Raw genomic sequence first — 15,814 nt, 5'->3', positions numbered from 1 at the left:
TAATTAATGCAGATTATTCTTCAGAATCATCCATCTTTTCTTTGAGTTCATCATATGAAAGGGCGTGTGCCTCTTCAGTATCATTTTCTAATTCTTCAGGAACCTTACCTGTTTCATAGATAGATTTAATTTGTGCAGCATCAAGTGTTTCATATTTAAGAAGTGCTTCTGCAATAAGTTTGTGAGTTTCTCGATTATTATTGATGATATCAGCTGCTTTATTACGTGCTTCGTTTAGAAGCGCACGAACTTCATCATCAATCATTTGTGCTGTTTGAGATGAATATGATTTTTCCGGAGAAACTTGACCAGCCATGATAGCATGGTTACCTTCATATTGAACAGGACCTAGTTTTTCACTCATACCATATTCAGTTACCATTGCACGAGCTAATTGAGTTGCTTGTTCGAAGTCGTTTGATGCACCAGTTGTTTGAGCATTGAAGATGATTTCTTCAGCAACACGACCACCCATCAAACCAGCCAACTGTTCTTTAAGATCAGACTTAGAGTGTAACATTTGATCTTCTTTTGGAAGAGCAATCATATATCCACCAGCACGTCCACGAGGGACAATTGTAACTTTATGGACAACGCGGGCACTTGAGAGCACTAAACCAACGATTGTGTGTCCAGCTTCATGGTAAGCAACCATTTCGCGTTCACGTTGTGAAATCGTACGGTCTTTCTTAGAAGGACCTGCAATAACTCTATCTTCAGCTTCATCAATATCTGAAGCATCAATTTTAGTTTTGTTACGACGTGCAGCAACCAAGGCAGCTTCATTCAAGACATTTTCAAGATCAGCACCGACAAATCCAGGTGTTTGTTGCGCAACGACTTTTAAGTTAACATCTTCTGCCAATGGTTTGTTTTTAGCGTGTACTCGAAGAATAGCTTCACGTCCCTTAACGTCTGGACTTCCTACAAGAATCTTACGGTCAAAACGTCCTGGACGTAAAAGAGCAGGGTCTAAGACATCACTACGGTTAGTTGCGGCAATAACGATAATGTTTTCGTTTCCTTCAAAACCATCCATTTCAATAAGGAGTTGGTTAAGAGTTTGTTCGCGTTCATCATTTCCGCCACCCATACCAGCACCACGTCTGCGACCAACAGCATCAATTTCATCGATAAAGATAATCGCACGTTCAGCTTTTTTAGCATCTTCAAAGAGTGAGCGAACTCGACTCGCACCGACACCCACAAACATTTCAACAAAATCAGAACCTGAAATTGAGAAGAATGGGACGCCAGCCTCACCAGCAACAGATTTCGCAAGTAATGTTTTACCTGTTCCTGGAGGGCCTTCAAGAAGGACACCAGCTGGGATACGAGCACCAAGTGCTTTATATTTCTTAGGATTTTTCAAGAAATCAACAACTTCAACAAGTTCTTGTTTTTCTTCTTCTGCTCCAGCAACATCAGAGAATCTTACTTTAACATCACCTTTATTTTGTGACTTAGCTCGATTCTTACCAAAACTCATCGCACCACGTGCACCATTACCACCTTGATTCATCATCATGAAGAAGAAGGCAATCATTAAGATGAGTGGAAGATAAGTTAGTGCCAAAGATAGCCAAGCTCCGCTTGAACTTTCTTGCTTAATGTTTACATCAACATCAGCTTTTTCAGCTGCTTTAGTAAGTGTATCAATAGAAGAATCACTTGGTAAAATAATTGATGTAAACTCAGTAACTGATGTTGAGTTATTTCCTTCTAAGAAAGGAAGAGAGGCACTTGATTTTGTCTTTTTAGGTTTCGAATACTTACCACTTACTTCAATGATGCTACCGTTTGGCTGGTAAGTAATCGATTTAATATCACCCGCTTTAATTTCTTTAATCAAAGTCGAGTAATTAATTTGCTGGCTTTGTGTACTTGTTCCTCTCAAATAGTATTGAAATGCGGTAATAGCCGCAATAATAACCAGAATATAAATAAAGGAATTTTTAACAAAGCCATTATTTTTGTTATTCTTCATATATAACTAACGACTTTCTACTAATTTGAATAGATTTCTTTTTTCAAAACGCCAACATATGGTAAATTACGGTAACGTTCAGCATAGTCAAGACCAAACCCTACAATGAATTCATTTGGAACATCGTAGCAGACATAATCAGCTTCGATGTCAACAACACGACCTTCTGGTTTATCAAAAAGGGTTGCAATTTTTACTGAATTTGCTTTACGGTATTTGAACATATCACGAAGGTATTTTAGAGTACGGCCTGTATCGATAATATCTTCGATAAAGACAACATCACGACCTTCAATATTCGTATCAACGTCTTTAAGGATTTTTACTTCACCACTGCTTTTTACTCCGCCGTGGTAGCTAGAGACAACCATAAAATCAATTTCGACATGTGTATCGATATGTTTAATCAATTCTGCCATAAAAGGTACAGAACCTTTCAAAACACCAATTAATAGAGGATTTTTACCTTCATAGTCTTTTGTAAGTTGTGCGCCTAATTCTTTGGTTTTGGCAATAATCTCCTCTTCAGAATACAACACTTTTTCAATATCTTGTTCAAGCATGACATCACCTATTTCTATTTTTTTCAATATACAATTTGCCCTCCATTATATCATGTTTAGAAGGTTTTCTCAAATAAGTTTTATCAGCAACCTGGACAAAAATAATTTTTCCGTCCTGCTCGCCGATAATGGCATTAGCACGTTCTTGACTTGGAATTTTCTCATCGATAAAAAGCCTACGCAATTTTTTCGAAAAATCTCCAAAATCAATGCGGTCACCTTCCTGTCTTTTTCTCAAAATAATAGGATTTAAACTGTAAACGGCTATGCCTTCCTTATCTTTGCTAACAAATTGAAATTGAAACTGACCATAATTGACTATACTGTTATATTCTAGCATCTTTTGAGCTAGTTCCCCATCGGTCTTAGGGCTGATTTTTTTCACTTGAAATGTTTCATAATCTTTAAACAGCCAGTAATCTGATTTCACATGATAGTTAGCATTAGATTTATTTCTTAAAAGATGCAACATTTCCTCAAATTGTCTATGAGACACTTGCAATTCAGGAAAGTTTTCAAGGTAATTTTGAAAAAGAATTGTTTGAACTGCAGGAGTCTGAGCTAAAAATTGAGAACAATTTGTCGTATCAATATTCTTTGTTAAATCCTGAAAAGCTTGGAAAAGTTGCTGACTTTCCTTTCCCAGATAACGAAGGGCTTGTTTAAATTTAGGATTTTCTTCCTCTAGCATTGGAAAATAGCGATTCCTAATACGATTTCTCAAAAAATCTAAAGAGCGATTGCTGTCATCTTCAAAATGAAAAATATTAGGTAGCTCTTTTTTTGAATAGGCCAAAAATGGACGAATCAGTTCACCATCACCAAATGCATTCACGGTTTGCATTGCTGATAAATGTCGTAAACGACTGCCGCGTAACAGACGCATAAAAATCGTCTCTGCTTGATCATCAGCATGATGCGCTGTTACAAGTGCTGTATAATGATAGTTACTCATCAGCTCTTTAAAAAATTTGTAACGAAAATCACGCGCAGCTGTTTCTGAAAAAGTCCCAGAAAAGTAGGCTACATAAATTGGAATTTGGTGCTCTTTTGCCCATTCTCGCAAATAAGCTTCCTCAGTATCTGATTCAAGACGTTGTTTATGATTCACGTGAGCAATAGCAATTTCTATTCCAAGATTTTTTCGGTATGTATACAAAAAGTGTAGCAGATTCATAGAATCTACTCCACCTGATACAGCTATTAAAACTTTTTTGTGTTTGGCAAAATAAGCCTTTTTTTGAATTTCTTTTACTAATTTATCATACATAAGATATCACTTATTTTAAAATATTGTAAACGTCATTAGCGATATTTGAAATATCGTCGTAAGAAGCATTATTGGTAAAAATTGATAAGATGAACGGTTGATCAGCATAAACAATAGCAACGTCATGTCTGTAGTCGTAAGCATCACCAATTTTATGAGCTACTTGAACATTAATATCTTTAGAGATACGTGCATTGTCAAAAGCAGTAGATGACAAATACGAAATGACTTCGCCATTTTGCTGATAAATAGCTTCCATTAAATCAGCAGCTGTTTTAGAAGACATTTCGCGTGTCTTCATATCAAAATTAGTATTGGTTATCGCACTAATATCTGAAGTGAAATGGTCACCATATTGTTTAGCAACATAATACCCTAAAATATTTGTCGCTACGTTATCAGAGTTCTGACAAACAGCTTTTAATAAATCTTCAATGCTGTAATCCTTATTATCAGCTGTCTTGCTAATTTTTCCGCTACCACTTGGGTTATAAGCTTTGGCAAAAGTGTTCACATCAGCAGTGTATTTCAATTTATCATCCATCTTAACACTGCCATCCTGAATTTTTTCTTCAACATAATATAGTGTCGCTAATTTGGCAATACTAGCTGCGTACATTGTGGTATCAGGATTAATCCCTGCTGTTTCTCGGGTTGACAGTTGTTTAACGTAGATGGAATAGTTACCTTTATTGTATTTCTGATTGAGAACCTGCTGAACTTTTTCCATACGATTACCAGTACTAGAAAGAGCTTCTTCGCTAATCCAACCTTTACCATCAACTTTGTAATAAGTTCCATGATGAGTTGTCGCTTTTTGTGAAACAGTTACTGCTTGATAAGCAGTTAAATCTGTTTGTTCTTCTTGTGTTCCAATAACATATGGTAATTGATAAACTTGAAAATCATCTTTTAACCAATATTTCGCTGAAAGGGGCACTTGACTAAGAATGACATCATCATATATCAATTGGCGACTAGCCTCGATATAATTACCGTCAGACAACTCAAAAACAGGTTGCGAATTATCGTTAATCAGAATGTTATCAATATCCAATTGACTATTAGCAGCGATTGTTCTAGAAACAACTGTCAGATTACTATCTTTATACACCTCGCTAGTTTTAGCAAGAACAGGGTTTGATGGCACAGTATCAAAGTAAGTTGTCGATGCTAACACACTAGCTGTCAATTGATATTTTGCTGCGTTGCTTAAGTCTACATCTTTTTCGGTACTAACAGCAGAAAGAGAAGTCAAGAAAAATGGTATTAGCATCACTGCGAATAGTTTTTTCATTGGCTCCTCCTTTCATTCTTTTTTAGTTGATTGGTGATTTTCTTCTCGTAATTTTTGATTTTCTTCAGCCAATTCTTCTAGCTTTTCATCAGAATAAGCTAAAAATTTTTCAATAGTTTCGATTAAATTTTCCATATTATTTTGGTAATAGATTTGGCAATGGGTAAACCGTTTCGCCTGAGCGTGATAAATAATATTTTGCACGAGCATACTTTTCAACGTAGTTCTCGTCTTTTAAGCGGTTTGCCAAGACTTTTTCAGCGTCTGTTTCTACAACAAGATTGTCGTAAGTTTTCTGAAGTGACACGACTTTATCTTTACGCTCTTGTAAGGTTTGGTAACTTTTAACTAGGTTGTAAGTTGGCAAAATAAACAACAACATAACAACAATCAAAATCCATCCCATAAAACGATTACGTTTACGATTTTCTTCTTCCATGTAACGTTTTTTGGTATTTTCATCATTGATGTATTGATTGTTCAATTGAACGATATTAGGCTTCTCCATCCGCTTCTATCCTTGTTTCATTAATAATTTCATACATCTTAGTAGCATCTTCTTTTTTGGTACTATCTTTCATTTCCAAAACGCGCACTGTCAGTAATTTATTTCCAAAACGAATTTCAACTTCATCGTTAATTTTCAAATCAGTTGATGATTTAGCTAAGATACCATTTACTTTAATACGCCCTTTATCAGCTACTTCTTTAGCAACTGGACGGCGTTTTATAATACGGGATACTTTTAAATATTTATCTAATCTCATAATATTTTACCTCGCAATCTTTTTTATTTTATCACTTTTTTTCAGAAAATAGATGTTTTCAATCTGTTTGTTAAGATAATGTAATAAAAAGAGAGTTTGCACTCTCTTAGTTCTACAAAGTTAGATAGACAGTGTTTTAATAAAAAACTAGGGTAGAAACGGCAACTCCAACAAAGAAAATAAACCAAGTGATAGTTAACAAACTAAAGACAAACCGTACTTCTCTAAAAAAGTTTATCTTAACTTTTTTCTCTGGATTAAAAAAATTGAGAATGTCTGTATAGGTCTGAGGTTCGCGATTTTTTACGATATATAATATTTGAAAAAGAGAATAGGCAACTGGCAATGCTAATAAAGTCAAAATAGCAACTACTTGCCCTTTATCAAATAAATAACGTGTTCCAAACGCAACTGAAAAAATAAACCAAGAAATTCCTCCAAGGATAAGCCATTTCTTAAATTGCGACTGGTCAACCTGATGTTTCATAATATCAACATCTCCTTTAATTAGATGATCTAAGGAAACATCAAAATAATTAGCCATCAACAAAAGTGAATTAATATCTGGGTAAGTCTTGTCCCTCTCCCAATTAGAAATTGTTTGACGTGAAACATAAAGTTTTTCTGCTAACTCTTCTTGAGAGAGATTCTTTTCTCTTCTCAATTCAGCTAATCTGCGTTCAAGTTCCATTTTGACCTCCTTGACAATACCAGTCTAAACTTTACCAAAAATTTTACCATAAAATCTCTTTGCTAAACTAGCTTTCTACTGTCAAAAGGCTTTGACAATTAATCTTCTTTAGTTTTTCTTGCTTTAATCTTAGCTAGCATGCTACCAAATTTTTGGAGTTCTTCTAAAATTTCATAGTCCTTTTTACCTCTGACATTAAAGGTAATGTCAATTCTACCTTGATTCTCACCGATTCGAGCTTTCAAATCTGTCTTAGAAAGAGCCTCAAAATAATCTTGAGTCAAATAATGTTGTAGCGAAGCTTTTTCAAAACGCACCAAAAGATTATTATCTTTACGTTCAACAAGTTCTGTAAAGGCATTGTCCATGTAGGATTTCACAAGACCAATCTCAAGAAGGTAAGCTACCTGATCTGGGTATTCTCCAAAACGGTCAATCAATTCATCTTGTAAACTTTGGTAATCTTTAAGACTATCAATTTCACGGATACGTTTGTAAATCTCGATTTTTTGACGTTCATCATCAATGTACTCGCTTGGAAGATAAGCATCGATTTGGAGGTTAATTTCAGCATTACTCTTACGACGTGCTTGGGATTTACCTTGTTTCTTAGCAATCGCTTCTTCTAATAATTGAGAATACATCTCAAAACCGACAGAATCAATAAAGCCGCTCTGTGAGGCACCCAAAATATTTCCCGCACCACGAATGGATAAGTCACGCATAGCAATTTTGAACCCAGAACCAAGCTCTGTAAATCCTTTGATGGCATCCAAACGTTTCTCAGAGACTTCGTTCAAAATCTTATCTGGACGATACATGAGATAAGCATAAGCAATACGATTTGAACGACCAACACGACCACGAAGTTGATACAAGGTTGACAAGCCCATGTGATCAGCATTTTCAATGAAAAGTGTATTGACATTAGAAATATCAACACCCGTCTCAATAATCGTTGTGGCAACGAGAACATCGTAAACACCTTCGATAAAGTCCATCAAGGTATTTTCAAGCTGAATTTCACTCATTTGACCATGAACAAATCCAATACTTGCTTCAGGCACCAATTCTTGTAACTCAGAAACCTTTTGATCAATCGTGTCAACGCGATTGTAAACGTAGAAAACTTGACCACCACGATCAATTTCACGAATAATCGCCTCACGAATTAGACCTGGATTAGTTTCCAAGACATAAGTCTGAACAGGGTAACGATTTGTCGGTGGTGTTTCAATCACAGATAAATCACGGATACCAAGCATAGACATGTGAAGTGTACGAGGAATTGGAGTTGCTGTTAAGGTTAAAACATCAACTTTAGTCTTAAGCTCTTTTAATTTTTCCTTGTGTTTAACGCCAAAACGTTGCTCTTCATCGATAATAATCAAGCCCAAATCTGCAAACTCTACATCTTTTGATAACAATCGGTGAGTTCCGATAATAATATCAACTTGACCTTTTTTCAATTTTTCCAAAGTGGCTGCCTGCTCTTTTTTACTTTGGAAACGACTAAGCACATCAACCGCTACAGGATAATTCTCAAAACGCTCTGAGAAATTTGTGAAGTGCTGTTGAGCAAGAACAGTAGTCGGTACCAAGACGGCTACTTGTTTGTGGTCTTTTACAGCCTTAAAGGCTGCGCGCATGGCAACCTCTGTTTTACCAAAACCAACATCACCGACCAAAAGTCGATCCATTGGCTTTTCTTCTTCCATATCGTGTTTGATTTCTTTTATAGAACGAAGTTGGTCTTCTGTCTCTACGTAAGCAAAGTCTTCATCAAACTCTTTTTGTAACTCATCATCTGGTGAGAAGGCAAAACCTTTCAATTGATTGCGTTCCGCATATAGTTTCAACAAATCATCAGCAATGTCTTCAACTTGTTTAGAAACTTTTTGTTTGGTCTTTTGGAAACGCCCATCATTTAATTTATTGATTTTGGGTTCTTTACCATCTGCAGAAACATATTTTGATAAACTTTCAATTTGTTCTACAGGAAGAGAAATCGTTGAAGACCCTTGGTATTGAATCGTTAAATAGTCACGATGTACCCCATGAATTTCAATGGTTTCAATCCCTAAAAATTGACCAATTCCATGAACATGGTGAACCACATAATCACCTTTAGAAAGCTCATTGTAATCTTTCAAACGTTCTGCATTGCTGATATTTGAACGACGGATGCGACGTTTGACTTTTTTATGATAAATTTCGTGCTCAGTGATTAAAACAATTTTATCGTCAGCAAAGTAAAAACCATTTGATAAATCGCCAACTACTAATTGCGCTTGATGTTCTTGTAAATCATTTGCACCAACTATCGGTAAATCCAAACCATATTCTTGCAGGTTCTCTTGCAGACGTTCTACCCCATGCTGCGTATCTGATTGAACTAAAATAGTAGCTTTTGATTTTTGATAACGATTAATTTCATCAATCAGCAACGGAAATTGATTGAAAAATTCTTGCATTGGGTATTGAGTGAAATTGTGTAATTTATCAAATTTCAGATTTCCCAAGCCTTTATGAAAGTTTGAAAAGAAGGTCGCTGGCTGGTACTGACGTAATTTTTTATAAATATCAGCGAAGTAAACCAATATTGACACAGCTTTACCACGCTGTAAATCTTCTGTCAATAGATTAGCAACCTCTAAATCAAACTTAGTGTTGCGATCAACCAGCTTTTGAAAATCATCAAAGAAGACTGGTGTCCCTTTTGGAATATAATCGAGAAGTGTCCACTCTTTAGCATAAAAAAGAGACAAAAAACGTCTAATATCTTGATGTCTATACTGCTCTTGTGTTGCTGCATACAGTTCACTCAAATAAGCTTGTTGGTCGTCCTTTGCAGTCTCAAGATACTTCTCAAAAGCTTGACTAGCTCTAGCAAAATCCTCTTCTGACAAAATCAACTCATCCGCTGGATAAATCGTTACTTGTTCAACATTGCTAAGAGATTTTTGAGTCTGTGCATCAAATTGACGAATACCATCAACTTCATCACCAAAGAACTCCAAGCGGTACGGATAATCTGCTGTAATCTCATAGATATCGACAATATCACCACGTCGGCTAAACTCGCCTGGATTCAAAACCTGAGAAACTTTTTGATAACCGACATTTGACAAGATCTTTACAATCTTGTCAAGGTTGTAAAGATCTCCGACAAGAAAATTCAATTGACTTTCTGAATAAGTTTTAGGACTTGGCAACAAGACACGAGCACCAACTAAACTCGTAATCAAGATACCTGATTGATTTTTATCTTGTAAAAAATTCAAAGCTTCTAAGCGAGAATGAGCTTTATCCATCGAAGCAAAAATGAATTCTGCAGCAGCAACATCATCCGCAAAAAACGTATAAACCTTATCCTCACCAATCAAACTAGATAAATCACTAGCCAATTTTTCAACTTCATTTTGAGTTGATGTGATAATCACTATTTTTTCTTCATTAGCTTGATAAGCTGAAGCTATAGCAAGAGCTCTACTTGCTCCTGACAAGCCCATAATAAGCTGTCTACCAAGATTAGACACGCCTGCATGCCAACTTTGGATTAGCTTATTTTGGCTAAATAAATCAATAATATTCATAGATTTACCCATTAAATTTTTGCATTGTTTTTACAAAATCAGCTTCCTGTAAATAAAATTGAACAGTATCATTAACTTTTTCTAGTGTGTTAGTGACTGTGATATAGTCATCCTTGTCAAATTTTCCAAGCACATGGTCAACGACTGAGCGACCTTGTTTAGGACGTCCAATCCCAACTTTAATACGGTCAAACGCTTGTGTTCCTGTATGAGCAATAATGGACTTGATACCATTATGACCACCAGCTGAGCCTTTTTGACGAAGACGAATACGCCCGACTTCCATATCTAGGTCATCATAAATTACCATAAAATCTTCGATGGCAATATTATAATAAGTCAACAAAGCATGTACCGCAATTCCTGAATTATTCATAAATGTAGTTGGTTTGACTAAGTACACTTTTTCACCATTGATAAAGGCAGAGCCAACTTCTGCTTTGAAGTTTTTGTCTTCTGAAAAAGTCACATTCAAATCTTTAGCTAGACGATCAATTGCCATAAATCCAATATTATGACGTGTTTCGTGATATTTACTGCCTGGATTTCCCAGACCAACAATCATTTTTACCATTATTTTTCCTTTCAAATGTCAAAAGGGCTGGAAAAAATTTTTCCAACCTCATTTGATTTTCAATTATTAATTAGCTTAGACGTTAAAGCGGAATTCCATGATGTCACCATCTTGAACCACATAATCTTTCCCTTCTTCACGAAGACGACCTGCTTCCTTGACAGCTTTTTCTGAACCGTATTTGATTAAATCATCATAAGACATTGTAATTGCACGGATGAATCCACGTTCGAAGTCAGAGTGAATGATACCAGCTGCTTGAGGTGCTTTGATACCACGTTTAAATGTCCATGCACGAACTTCTTTTTCACCTGCAGTGAAATAAGTTCCAAGACCAAGCAAGTGGTAAGCTGCACGAGTCAATTTGTCGATACCAGATTCAGTCAAACCAAGATCTTCAAGGAAGAATTCTTTATCTTCATCGTCAAGTTCAGAGATTTCTTCTTCTGCACGTGCTGAGATAACAACAACTTCAGCATTTTCAGTTGCTGCAAATTCACGAATTTGTTTCACATATTCGATATCATCTGGATTAGCAACTTTATCTTCATCGACGTTTGCTACGTAAAGAACTGGTTTTGTTGTCAAAAGGAACAATTGTTTAACAATTTTTTGTTCATCTTCTGTAAATTCAATTGTACGAGCTGATTTACCATCTTCAAGTACTGGTTTGATTTTTTGAAGAACGTTAAATTCTGCAACAGAATCTTTGTCTTTTTGTGTACGTGCTACTTTTTCAACACGCGCATAACGTTTGTTAACAGATTCCAAGTCAGCAAGAATCAATTCCAAGTTAATGGTATCAATATCAGCAAGTGGGTCAACAAAGGCATCTTCACGCCCTTGTTCACGCATAACGTTTTCGTCATCAAAAGCACGAACAACGTGAACAATCGCATCAACTTCACGAATGTTAGCCAGGAATTTGTTACCAAGACCTTCACCACGAGAAGCCCCTTTTACGATACCTGCAATATCAGTAAATTCAAATGTTGTTGGGACTGTTTTTTTAGGTGTGATAAGCTCAGTCAATTTTTGTAGACGTTCATCTGGAACTTCTACCATACCAACGTTAGGATCGATTGTCGCGAAAGGATAGTTAGCAGCTTCCGCACCTGCTTTAGTAATCGCATTAAAAAGAGTTGATTTTCCGACGTTTGGTAAACCAACAATACCTGCTGTTAAAGCCATATTTTATTAGTCTCCGTTAAATTTATTCAATCACAACCATTATAGCATAAAATCACTTAAAAAAGTCCGCTATATGCGCAGTCTTAATGATTTTAAATATTATATTATATTACTTTCTTCAACTTGCGTTCAAAATCATGACGGCTCATCATGACAATATGATCACAGTTTGTACAACGAATTTTAATATCTGCTCCAATACGAACGACTTCCCACACGTTAGCTTTCTTACCAGTCGCTTTAACAGTACAAGCATGAGGTTTCTTCATCTCAACAAGACTTCCGATTTCGTACATGATTTCTCCTTTACAAATAAATATAATGTTTTTGAGGCGTTAGTGTGATTTCGTCAAATGACACGATTTCACCATCAATCTCAATTAAACAAGCACACGTTTCCATAAAGTTTCACCTTTAGCATACACACAATCCAGCTGTTCCAAATAAGCTGTGGCATGTGGCCAAATCATAACACCACCACCAAAGTAAGTATTGTTTGCCAGCGAAAAGAAAAACTGATTTCTAAGTTCAAGGACTTCCCCTGCTTCTGTCTCTAGACAAAGTGAAGCAAAAGCTGGTTTCTTAATCAAACATTGAATTGCTGTTAGGATGTAAGTTAATTTTCCTAAATGATATTTGTTCAGTTTAGTTTTTAGCTGAGACTGTTCAACATGATTAATAACCCAAGAAGCAAAACCCAAATCTAAACTGTTTAAGACTAGACCTTTTTGGTAAGTATAAACCGTGATTTCTTTTAGAGCTTGCTTAGTCGATTCAATAAGGTGTGTTAAATCTTTTTTCAATCCAAGGGCACGCGCAAAATCATTCCCTGACCCCATTGGATAATAAGCGAATAGAATATCTGCTGGCAGCTAATATAAAACTTTGGATAAGGTACCATCACCGCCAAGAATCAATAATCTATCTTTCTCAGGTTGAAAGGTCTCTAAAACATCATTGACTTGATTTTCTTCATCATCTGAATACCGCGTCAGAAAAACAGCTATCTCTTGATTCAACTTATTTTTCAACCTTTTAATAACTTCTTGGGCACTACGATTTCCTGAATGAGGATTAGCAATAATATAAAGTGTCATATCAAGAAATATTATAACATAAAAAGCAAGAACACTGTCTATACAGTGCTCTTGCTGGAGATTATGAAAAAGAAAAGTTTTAGGATGATTACAGTATACGAATTCATCCTTAAAGTTTCCTTAAATAATTTTAGTTTGTACGAACCGGTGTGATTAATTGGATAAAGTTTTCAGCATCATCACCTGGCATCAACGTAAATGGACGAACTGGTGAGATAAAGCGAATAACAACTGTTTCACTCTTCAAGGCTTTAAGAGCTTCAATCAAGTAAGTTGGATTAAAGCTGATTGTCAAATCACTACCTGATTGATCAATAATATCCAATTCTTCGTTAACTTTACCAACTTCAGGAGAGTTAACGTGTGCTGAAACGCTGTTATTTGTAATTTCAAGTTTAACAGTACCATTTTGTGTGGCATTTGAAATCAAGTGAGCACGTTCCATAGCTGAACGAAGAGCACTTGTATTGAAGGTTACTTCTGTTTCAAATGAATTTGTCAACAAACGGTCTGTATCAGGATAATTTCCTTCTAATAGACGTGTATAGAAGCTAATGTAGTCACTTCTGAAAAGCATTTGGCTGTCTGAGAAGAAGACTTCTACTGTTTCGATATCATCTGTGAAGACTGCTGCAAATTCACGAAGAGATTTACTTGGGATAACAACGTTAAAGTCATTTGAAGTATTGTCTAAAGTTAATTTGCGTTGGCTCATGCGGTGTGAGTCAGTAGCTACTGCTTTAAAATCTTTATGGTCGCTAAGCACCATGTGAACACCAGTCAAGATTGGACGACTTTCTTGAAGACTAGCTGCAAAAGCAGTTTCTGTAATGATTGACTTCAATAATTTTGTTTCAATAACAAGAGGATTTTCAGTAGCCATTTCTTGAAGACGTGGGTAAAGGTCAACATCTTTCCCTTTAAGAGTGATTTCTGATTTACCACTTGTCAAAACGATTTGGTGATGTTCAATTTCTTCAAAATCCAAAGTAACATCTGGAAGACTTGAAACGATATTAATAAAGAAATTTGCTTCTAATAGTATAGCACCTGGTGATGTAATCAAAAGACCTGCATTTTCATTAGAAGTTGGAATAATATTTTCAATTGAAATTTGTCCATTTGAACCTGTTAAGGTAATGTTACTATTTTGAACTTCAATTTTGATAGTAGATAAAACAGGAATGGCATTCTTCGAAGAGATTGCTCTCTTGGTAGCATTCAATGCTTGAAGAAAGAAGGATTTATTAATTGAGAATTTTATCATGAAGATAACTCCTTTAATTTATAAGTATTAAGTTAGTAGTAGTAGTAGGTCTTGTTTATACTGTTGATAACTCCAAAAACGCTAGAAAAATCGCGGAATAAGAGTTGTTAATAACCTGTGGATAAATCGCAGATTTTTTTGATACTTATCCACAAGACTTATCTGATCTTGTTTTTGATGGTTTCAATTTCGATTCGCAGACTATCGTCTTGAGCCAGCATATTTTTGATTTTGTTATAGGCATGAAGAACGGTAGAGTGATCACGACCACCAAACTCTTTTCCGATTTTTGGAAGTGAGTTATCGGTCATCTCACGTGCCAAATACATAGCTACCTGACGTGCTAAAACAATATCTTGCGTACGTTTTGTTGCCTTGATTTCCTTAACAGTGACACCGTAGAATTTCCCAACTTGACTTTGAATTTCATCAATTGGAATGACAGTCATTTTAGGACCATCTTGTTTACGTGCTCGGACAGCCTCAGCAGCAATGTCGACGGTAATCGTTTGGACTTTTTTAATACTTGCGACAAGGCTAATATCCTTTAAAGCACCTTCTAGGTCACGGACGTTAGAATCAAATTGTCCAGCAAGATATTCAATGGTATCCTGCGGGAACACAAAATCGTATTCTTGCGTTTTATTGGTCAAAATTGCCACACGTGTTTCAAAATCAGGCGGCGTGATATTGATTGTCAAGCCCCATTTGAAGCGCGTGACCAAACGTTGTTCCAGATTATCGAGGTGATCTGGTGTGCGGTCACTGGTTAGTACGATTTGTTTGTTGTTATCGTAAAGAGCGTTGAAAGTATTGAAAAACTCTTCTTGCGTACCAGATAATGTTTTTTTGGCGAGCGATTGAATGTCATCAATCAGCAAAACATCAAGATTACGGAATTTTTCTTTCAATTCTTCCATAGTATCCAGTCGAATATGGATAACAAATTCATTGATGAAATTTTCAGCTGTGATGTACTTCACGCGCGCTTTAGGATTATTTTGCAATACCGCATTACCAATGGCATTTAGCAAGTGAGTTTTTCCGAGCCCAGGTCCACCCCAGATAAATAAAGGGTTGTAAGTAGTTCCTGGAGCATCCGCAACGGCATAAGACGCAGAAAAGGCCCAACGGTTTTCATCACCTTGGACAAAGTTGTCAAAAGTATACTTTGTATTTAAATCTGAATCAACCTGTGGCAGGTGATTCTTTTGTGGGGCTTGGAGAACTTGGGAAGTTGGTTCTTCTACTGCTTGTTTAGCTAAATCTTCTTCAAAGACATAGTTCACGACAATTTCAGTATTATAAACCTCAAAACCAGCCGTTAAAATGATTGGTTTTAAATTTTTATCCCAAAAGAGTTCTTTCATAGGATCCAGGTAAATCGTCGCCGTATTTTGCTCAATTTGAATTAATCGAGCATCTAAAACAAAAAATTCATAAGTGGCTTGTTTTAGTTGACTTTTTGCCAGTTCAAGGACCCTATTCCAAAAAATTTGTTCATTTTCAGTCAT

The 15,814-nt window shown here is 35.9% G+C and carries 14 protein-coding genes and 1 pseudogene; all 15 read right to left on the bottom strand.

Annotation, left to right across the window (positions count from 1 at the left end):
* Positions 1-13: 13 nt before the first annotated feature.
* Complete coding sequence (gene ftsH, locus DQN23_RS00075; protein ID WP_111712541.1) at positions 14-1,987, bottom strand: ATP-dependent zinc metalloprotease FtsH; 1,974 nt, start codon at positions 1,985-1,987, stop codon at positions 14-16.
* A 20-nt stretch (positions 1,988-2,007) separates the two neighbouring features.
* The gene (gene hpt / locus DQN23_RS00070) at positions 2,008-2,550 is read right to left on the bottom strand and encodes a hypoxanthine phosphoribosyltransferase (RefSeq protein WP_043895174.1); all 543 of its coding nucleotides are present in this window, start codon (positions 2,548-2,550) and stop codon (positions 2,008-2,010) included.
* Positions 2,551-2,554: 4 nt separating this feature from the next.
* Positions 2,555-3,820, bottom strand: coding sequence for a tRNA lysidine(34) synthetase TilS (gene tilS / locus DQN23_RS00065; protein ID WP_111712540.1), 1,266 nt, complete (start codon positions 3,818-3,820; stop codon positions 2,555-2,557).
* A gap of 10 nt (positions 3,821-3,830) precedes the next feature.
* A complete protein-coding gene (locus DQN23_RS00060; RefSeq protein ID WP_111712539.1) occupies positions 3,831-5,117 on the bottom strand; it encodes a serine hydrolase in 1,287 nt (428 codons plus the stop codon).
* A 12-nt stretch (positions 5,118-5,129) separates the two neighbouring features.
* Entirely contained in the window at positions 5,130-5,252 is a 123-nt protein-coding gene (locus DQN23_RS00055) for an SP_0009 family protein (protein WP_020915958.1), read from the bottom strand.
* A gap of 1 nt (position 5,253) precedes the next feature.
* Positions 5,254-5,625, bottom strand: coding sequence for an FtsB family cell division protein (locus tag DQN23_RS00050; protein ID WP_006531200.1), 372 nt, complete (start codon positions 5,623-5,625; stop codon positions 5,254-5,256).
* Positions 5,612-5,884: an RNA-binding S4 domain-containing protein gene (locus DQN23_RS00045; RefSeq protein ID WP_006531199.1), complete on the bottom strand. Its 273-nt coding sequence runs from the start codon at positions 5,882-5,884 to the stop codon at positions 5,612-5,614. Before DQN23_RS00045 ends, DQN23_RS00050 begins: the two co-directional genes overlap by 14 nt.
* 136 nt (positions 5,885-6,020) lie before the next feature.
* Positions 6,021-6,575 carry a helix-turn-helix domain-containing protein gene (locus DQN23_RS00040; RefSeq protein ID WP_111712538.1) on the bottom strand — a complete coding sequence of 185 codons (555 nt, stop codon included), beginning with the start codon at positions 6,573-6,575 and terminating at the stop codon, positions 6,021-6,023.
* A 98-nt stretch (positions 6,576-6,673) separates the two neighbouring features.
* The gene (mfd, locus tag DQN23_RS00035) at positions 6,674-10,171 is read right to left on the bottom strand and encodes a transcription-repair coupling factor (protein WP_111713065.1); all 3,498 of its coding nucleotides are present in this window, start codon (positions 10,169-10,171) and stop codon (positions 6,674-6,676) included.
* Between the two features lie 4 nt (positions 10,172-10,175).
* A complete protein-coding gene (pth, locus tag DQN23_RS00030; protein WP_020915955.1) occupies positions 10,176-10,745 on the bottom strand; it encodes an aminoacyl-tRNA hydrolase in 570 nt (189 codons plus the stop codon).
* A gap of 75 nt (positions 10,746-10,820) precedes the next feature.
* On the bottom strand, positions 10,821-11,936 hold the full coding sequence (gene ychF / locus DQN23_RS00025) for a redox-regulated ATPase YchF (protein WP_020915954.1): 1,116 nt from the start codon (positions 11,934-11,936) through the stop codon (positions 10,821-10,823).
* A gap of 104 nt (positions 11,937-12,040) precedes the next feature.
* On the bottom strand, positions 12,041-12,232 hold the full coding sequence (locus DQN23_RS00020) for a DUF951 domain-containing protein (RefSeq protein WP_020915953.1): 192 nt from the start codon (positions 12,230-12,232) through the stop codon (positions 12,041-12,043).
* 10 nt (positions 12,233-12,242) lie between these two features.
* Positions 12,243-13,033 (bottom strand): annotated as a pseudogene (locus tag DQN23_RS00015) (diacylglycerol/lipid kinase family protein).
* 130 nt (positions 13,034-13,163) lie between these two features.
* Entirely contained in the window at positions 13,164-14,300 is a 1,137-nt protein-coding gene (dnaN, locus tag DQN23_RS00010; protein ID WP_020915952.1) for a DNA polymerase III subunit beta, read from the bottom strand.
* A gap of 158 nt (positions 14,301-14,458) precedes the next feature.
* On the bottom strand, positions 14,459-15,814 hold the full coding sequence (gene dnaA, locus DQN23_RS00005) for a chromosomal replication initiator protein DnaA (protein ID WP_020915951.1): 1,356 nt from the start codon (positions 15,812-15,814) through the stop codon (positions 14,459-14,461).

Origin of the sequence: Streptococcus lutetiensis, assembly GCF_900475675.1 — a bacterium.
GTDB lineage: Bacteria > Bacillota > Bacilli > Lactobacillales > Streptococcaceae > Streptococcus > Streptococcus lutetiensis.
Note: the sequence above shows the minus strand (reverse complement) of the source record. Positions and strands in the feature narration are given on the sequence as shown.

Bases quoted from the DNA above. Each gene is read 5' to 3' on its own strand.
- DQN23_RS00050 (WP_006531200.1), bottom strand. From the start codon at position 5,625: ATGGAGAAGCCTAATATCGTTCAATTGAACAATCAATACATCAATGAT.
- DQN23_RS00020 (WP_020915953.1), bottom strand. From the start codon at position 12,232: ATGTACGAAATCGGAAGTCTTGTTGAGATGAAGAAACCTCATGCTTGT.
- ftsH (WP_111712541.1), bottom strand. From the start codon at position 1,987: ATGAAGAATAACAAAAATAATGGCTTTGTTAAAAATTCCTTTATTTAT.
- DQN23_RS00060 (WP_111712539.1), bottom strand. From the start codon at position 5,117: ATGAAAAAACTATTCGCAGTGATGCTAATACCATTTTTCTTGACTTCT.
- DQN23_RS00045 (WP_006531199.1), bottom strand. From the start codon at position 5,884: ATGAGATTAGATAAATATTTAAAAGTATCCCGTATTATAAAACGCCGT.
- ychF (WP_020915954.1), bottom strand. From the start codon at position 11,936: ATGGCTTTAACAGCAGGTATTGTTGGTTTACCAAACGTCGGAAAATCA.
- pth (WP_020915955.1), bottom strand. From the start codon at position 10,745: ATGGTAAAAATGATTGTTGGTCTGGGAAATCCAGGCAGTAAATATCAC.
- DQN23_RS00040 (WP_111712538.1), bottom strand. From the start codon at position 6,575: ATGGAACTTGAACGCAGATTAGCTGAATTGAGAAGAGAAAAGAATCTC.
- DQN23_RS00055 (WP_020915958.1), bottom strand. From the start codon at position 5,252: ATGGAAAATTTAATCGAAACTATTGAAAAATTTTTAGCTTATTCTGAT.
- tilS (WP_111712540.1), bottom strand. From the start codon at position 3,820: ATGTATGATAAATTAGTAAAAGAAATTCAAAAAAAGGCTTATTTTGCC.
- dnaN (WP_020915952.1), bottom strand. From the start codon at position 14,300: ATGATAAAATTCTCAATTAATAAATCCTTCTTTCTTCAAGCATTGAAT.
- mfd (WP_111713065.1), bottom strand. From the start codon at position 10,171: ATGAATATTATTGATTTATTTAGCCAAAATAAGCTAATCCAAAGTTGG.
- hpt (WP_043895174.1), bottom strand. From the start codon at position 2,550: ATGCTTGAACAAGATATTGAAAAAGTGTTGTATTCTGAAGAGGAGATT.
- dnaA (WP_020915951.1), bottom strand. From the start codon at position 15,814: ATGACTGAAAATGAACAAATTTTTTGGAATAGGGTCCTTGAACTGGCA.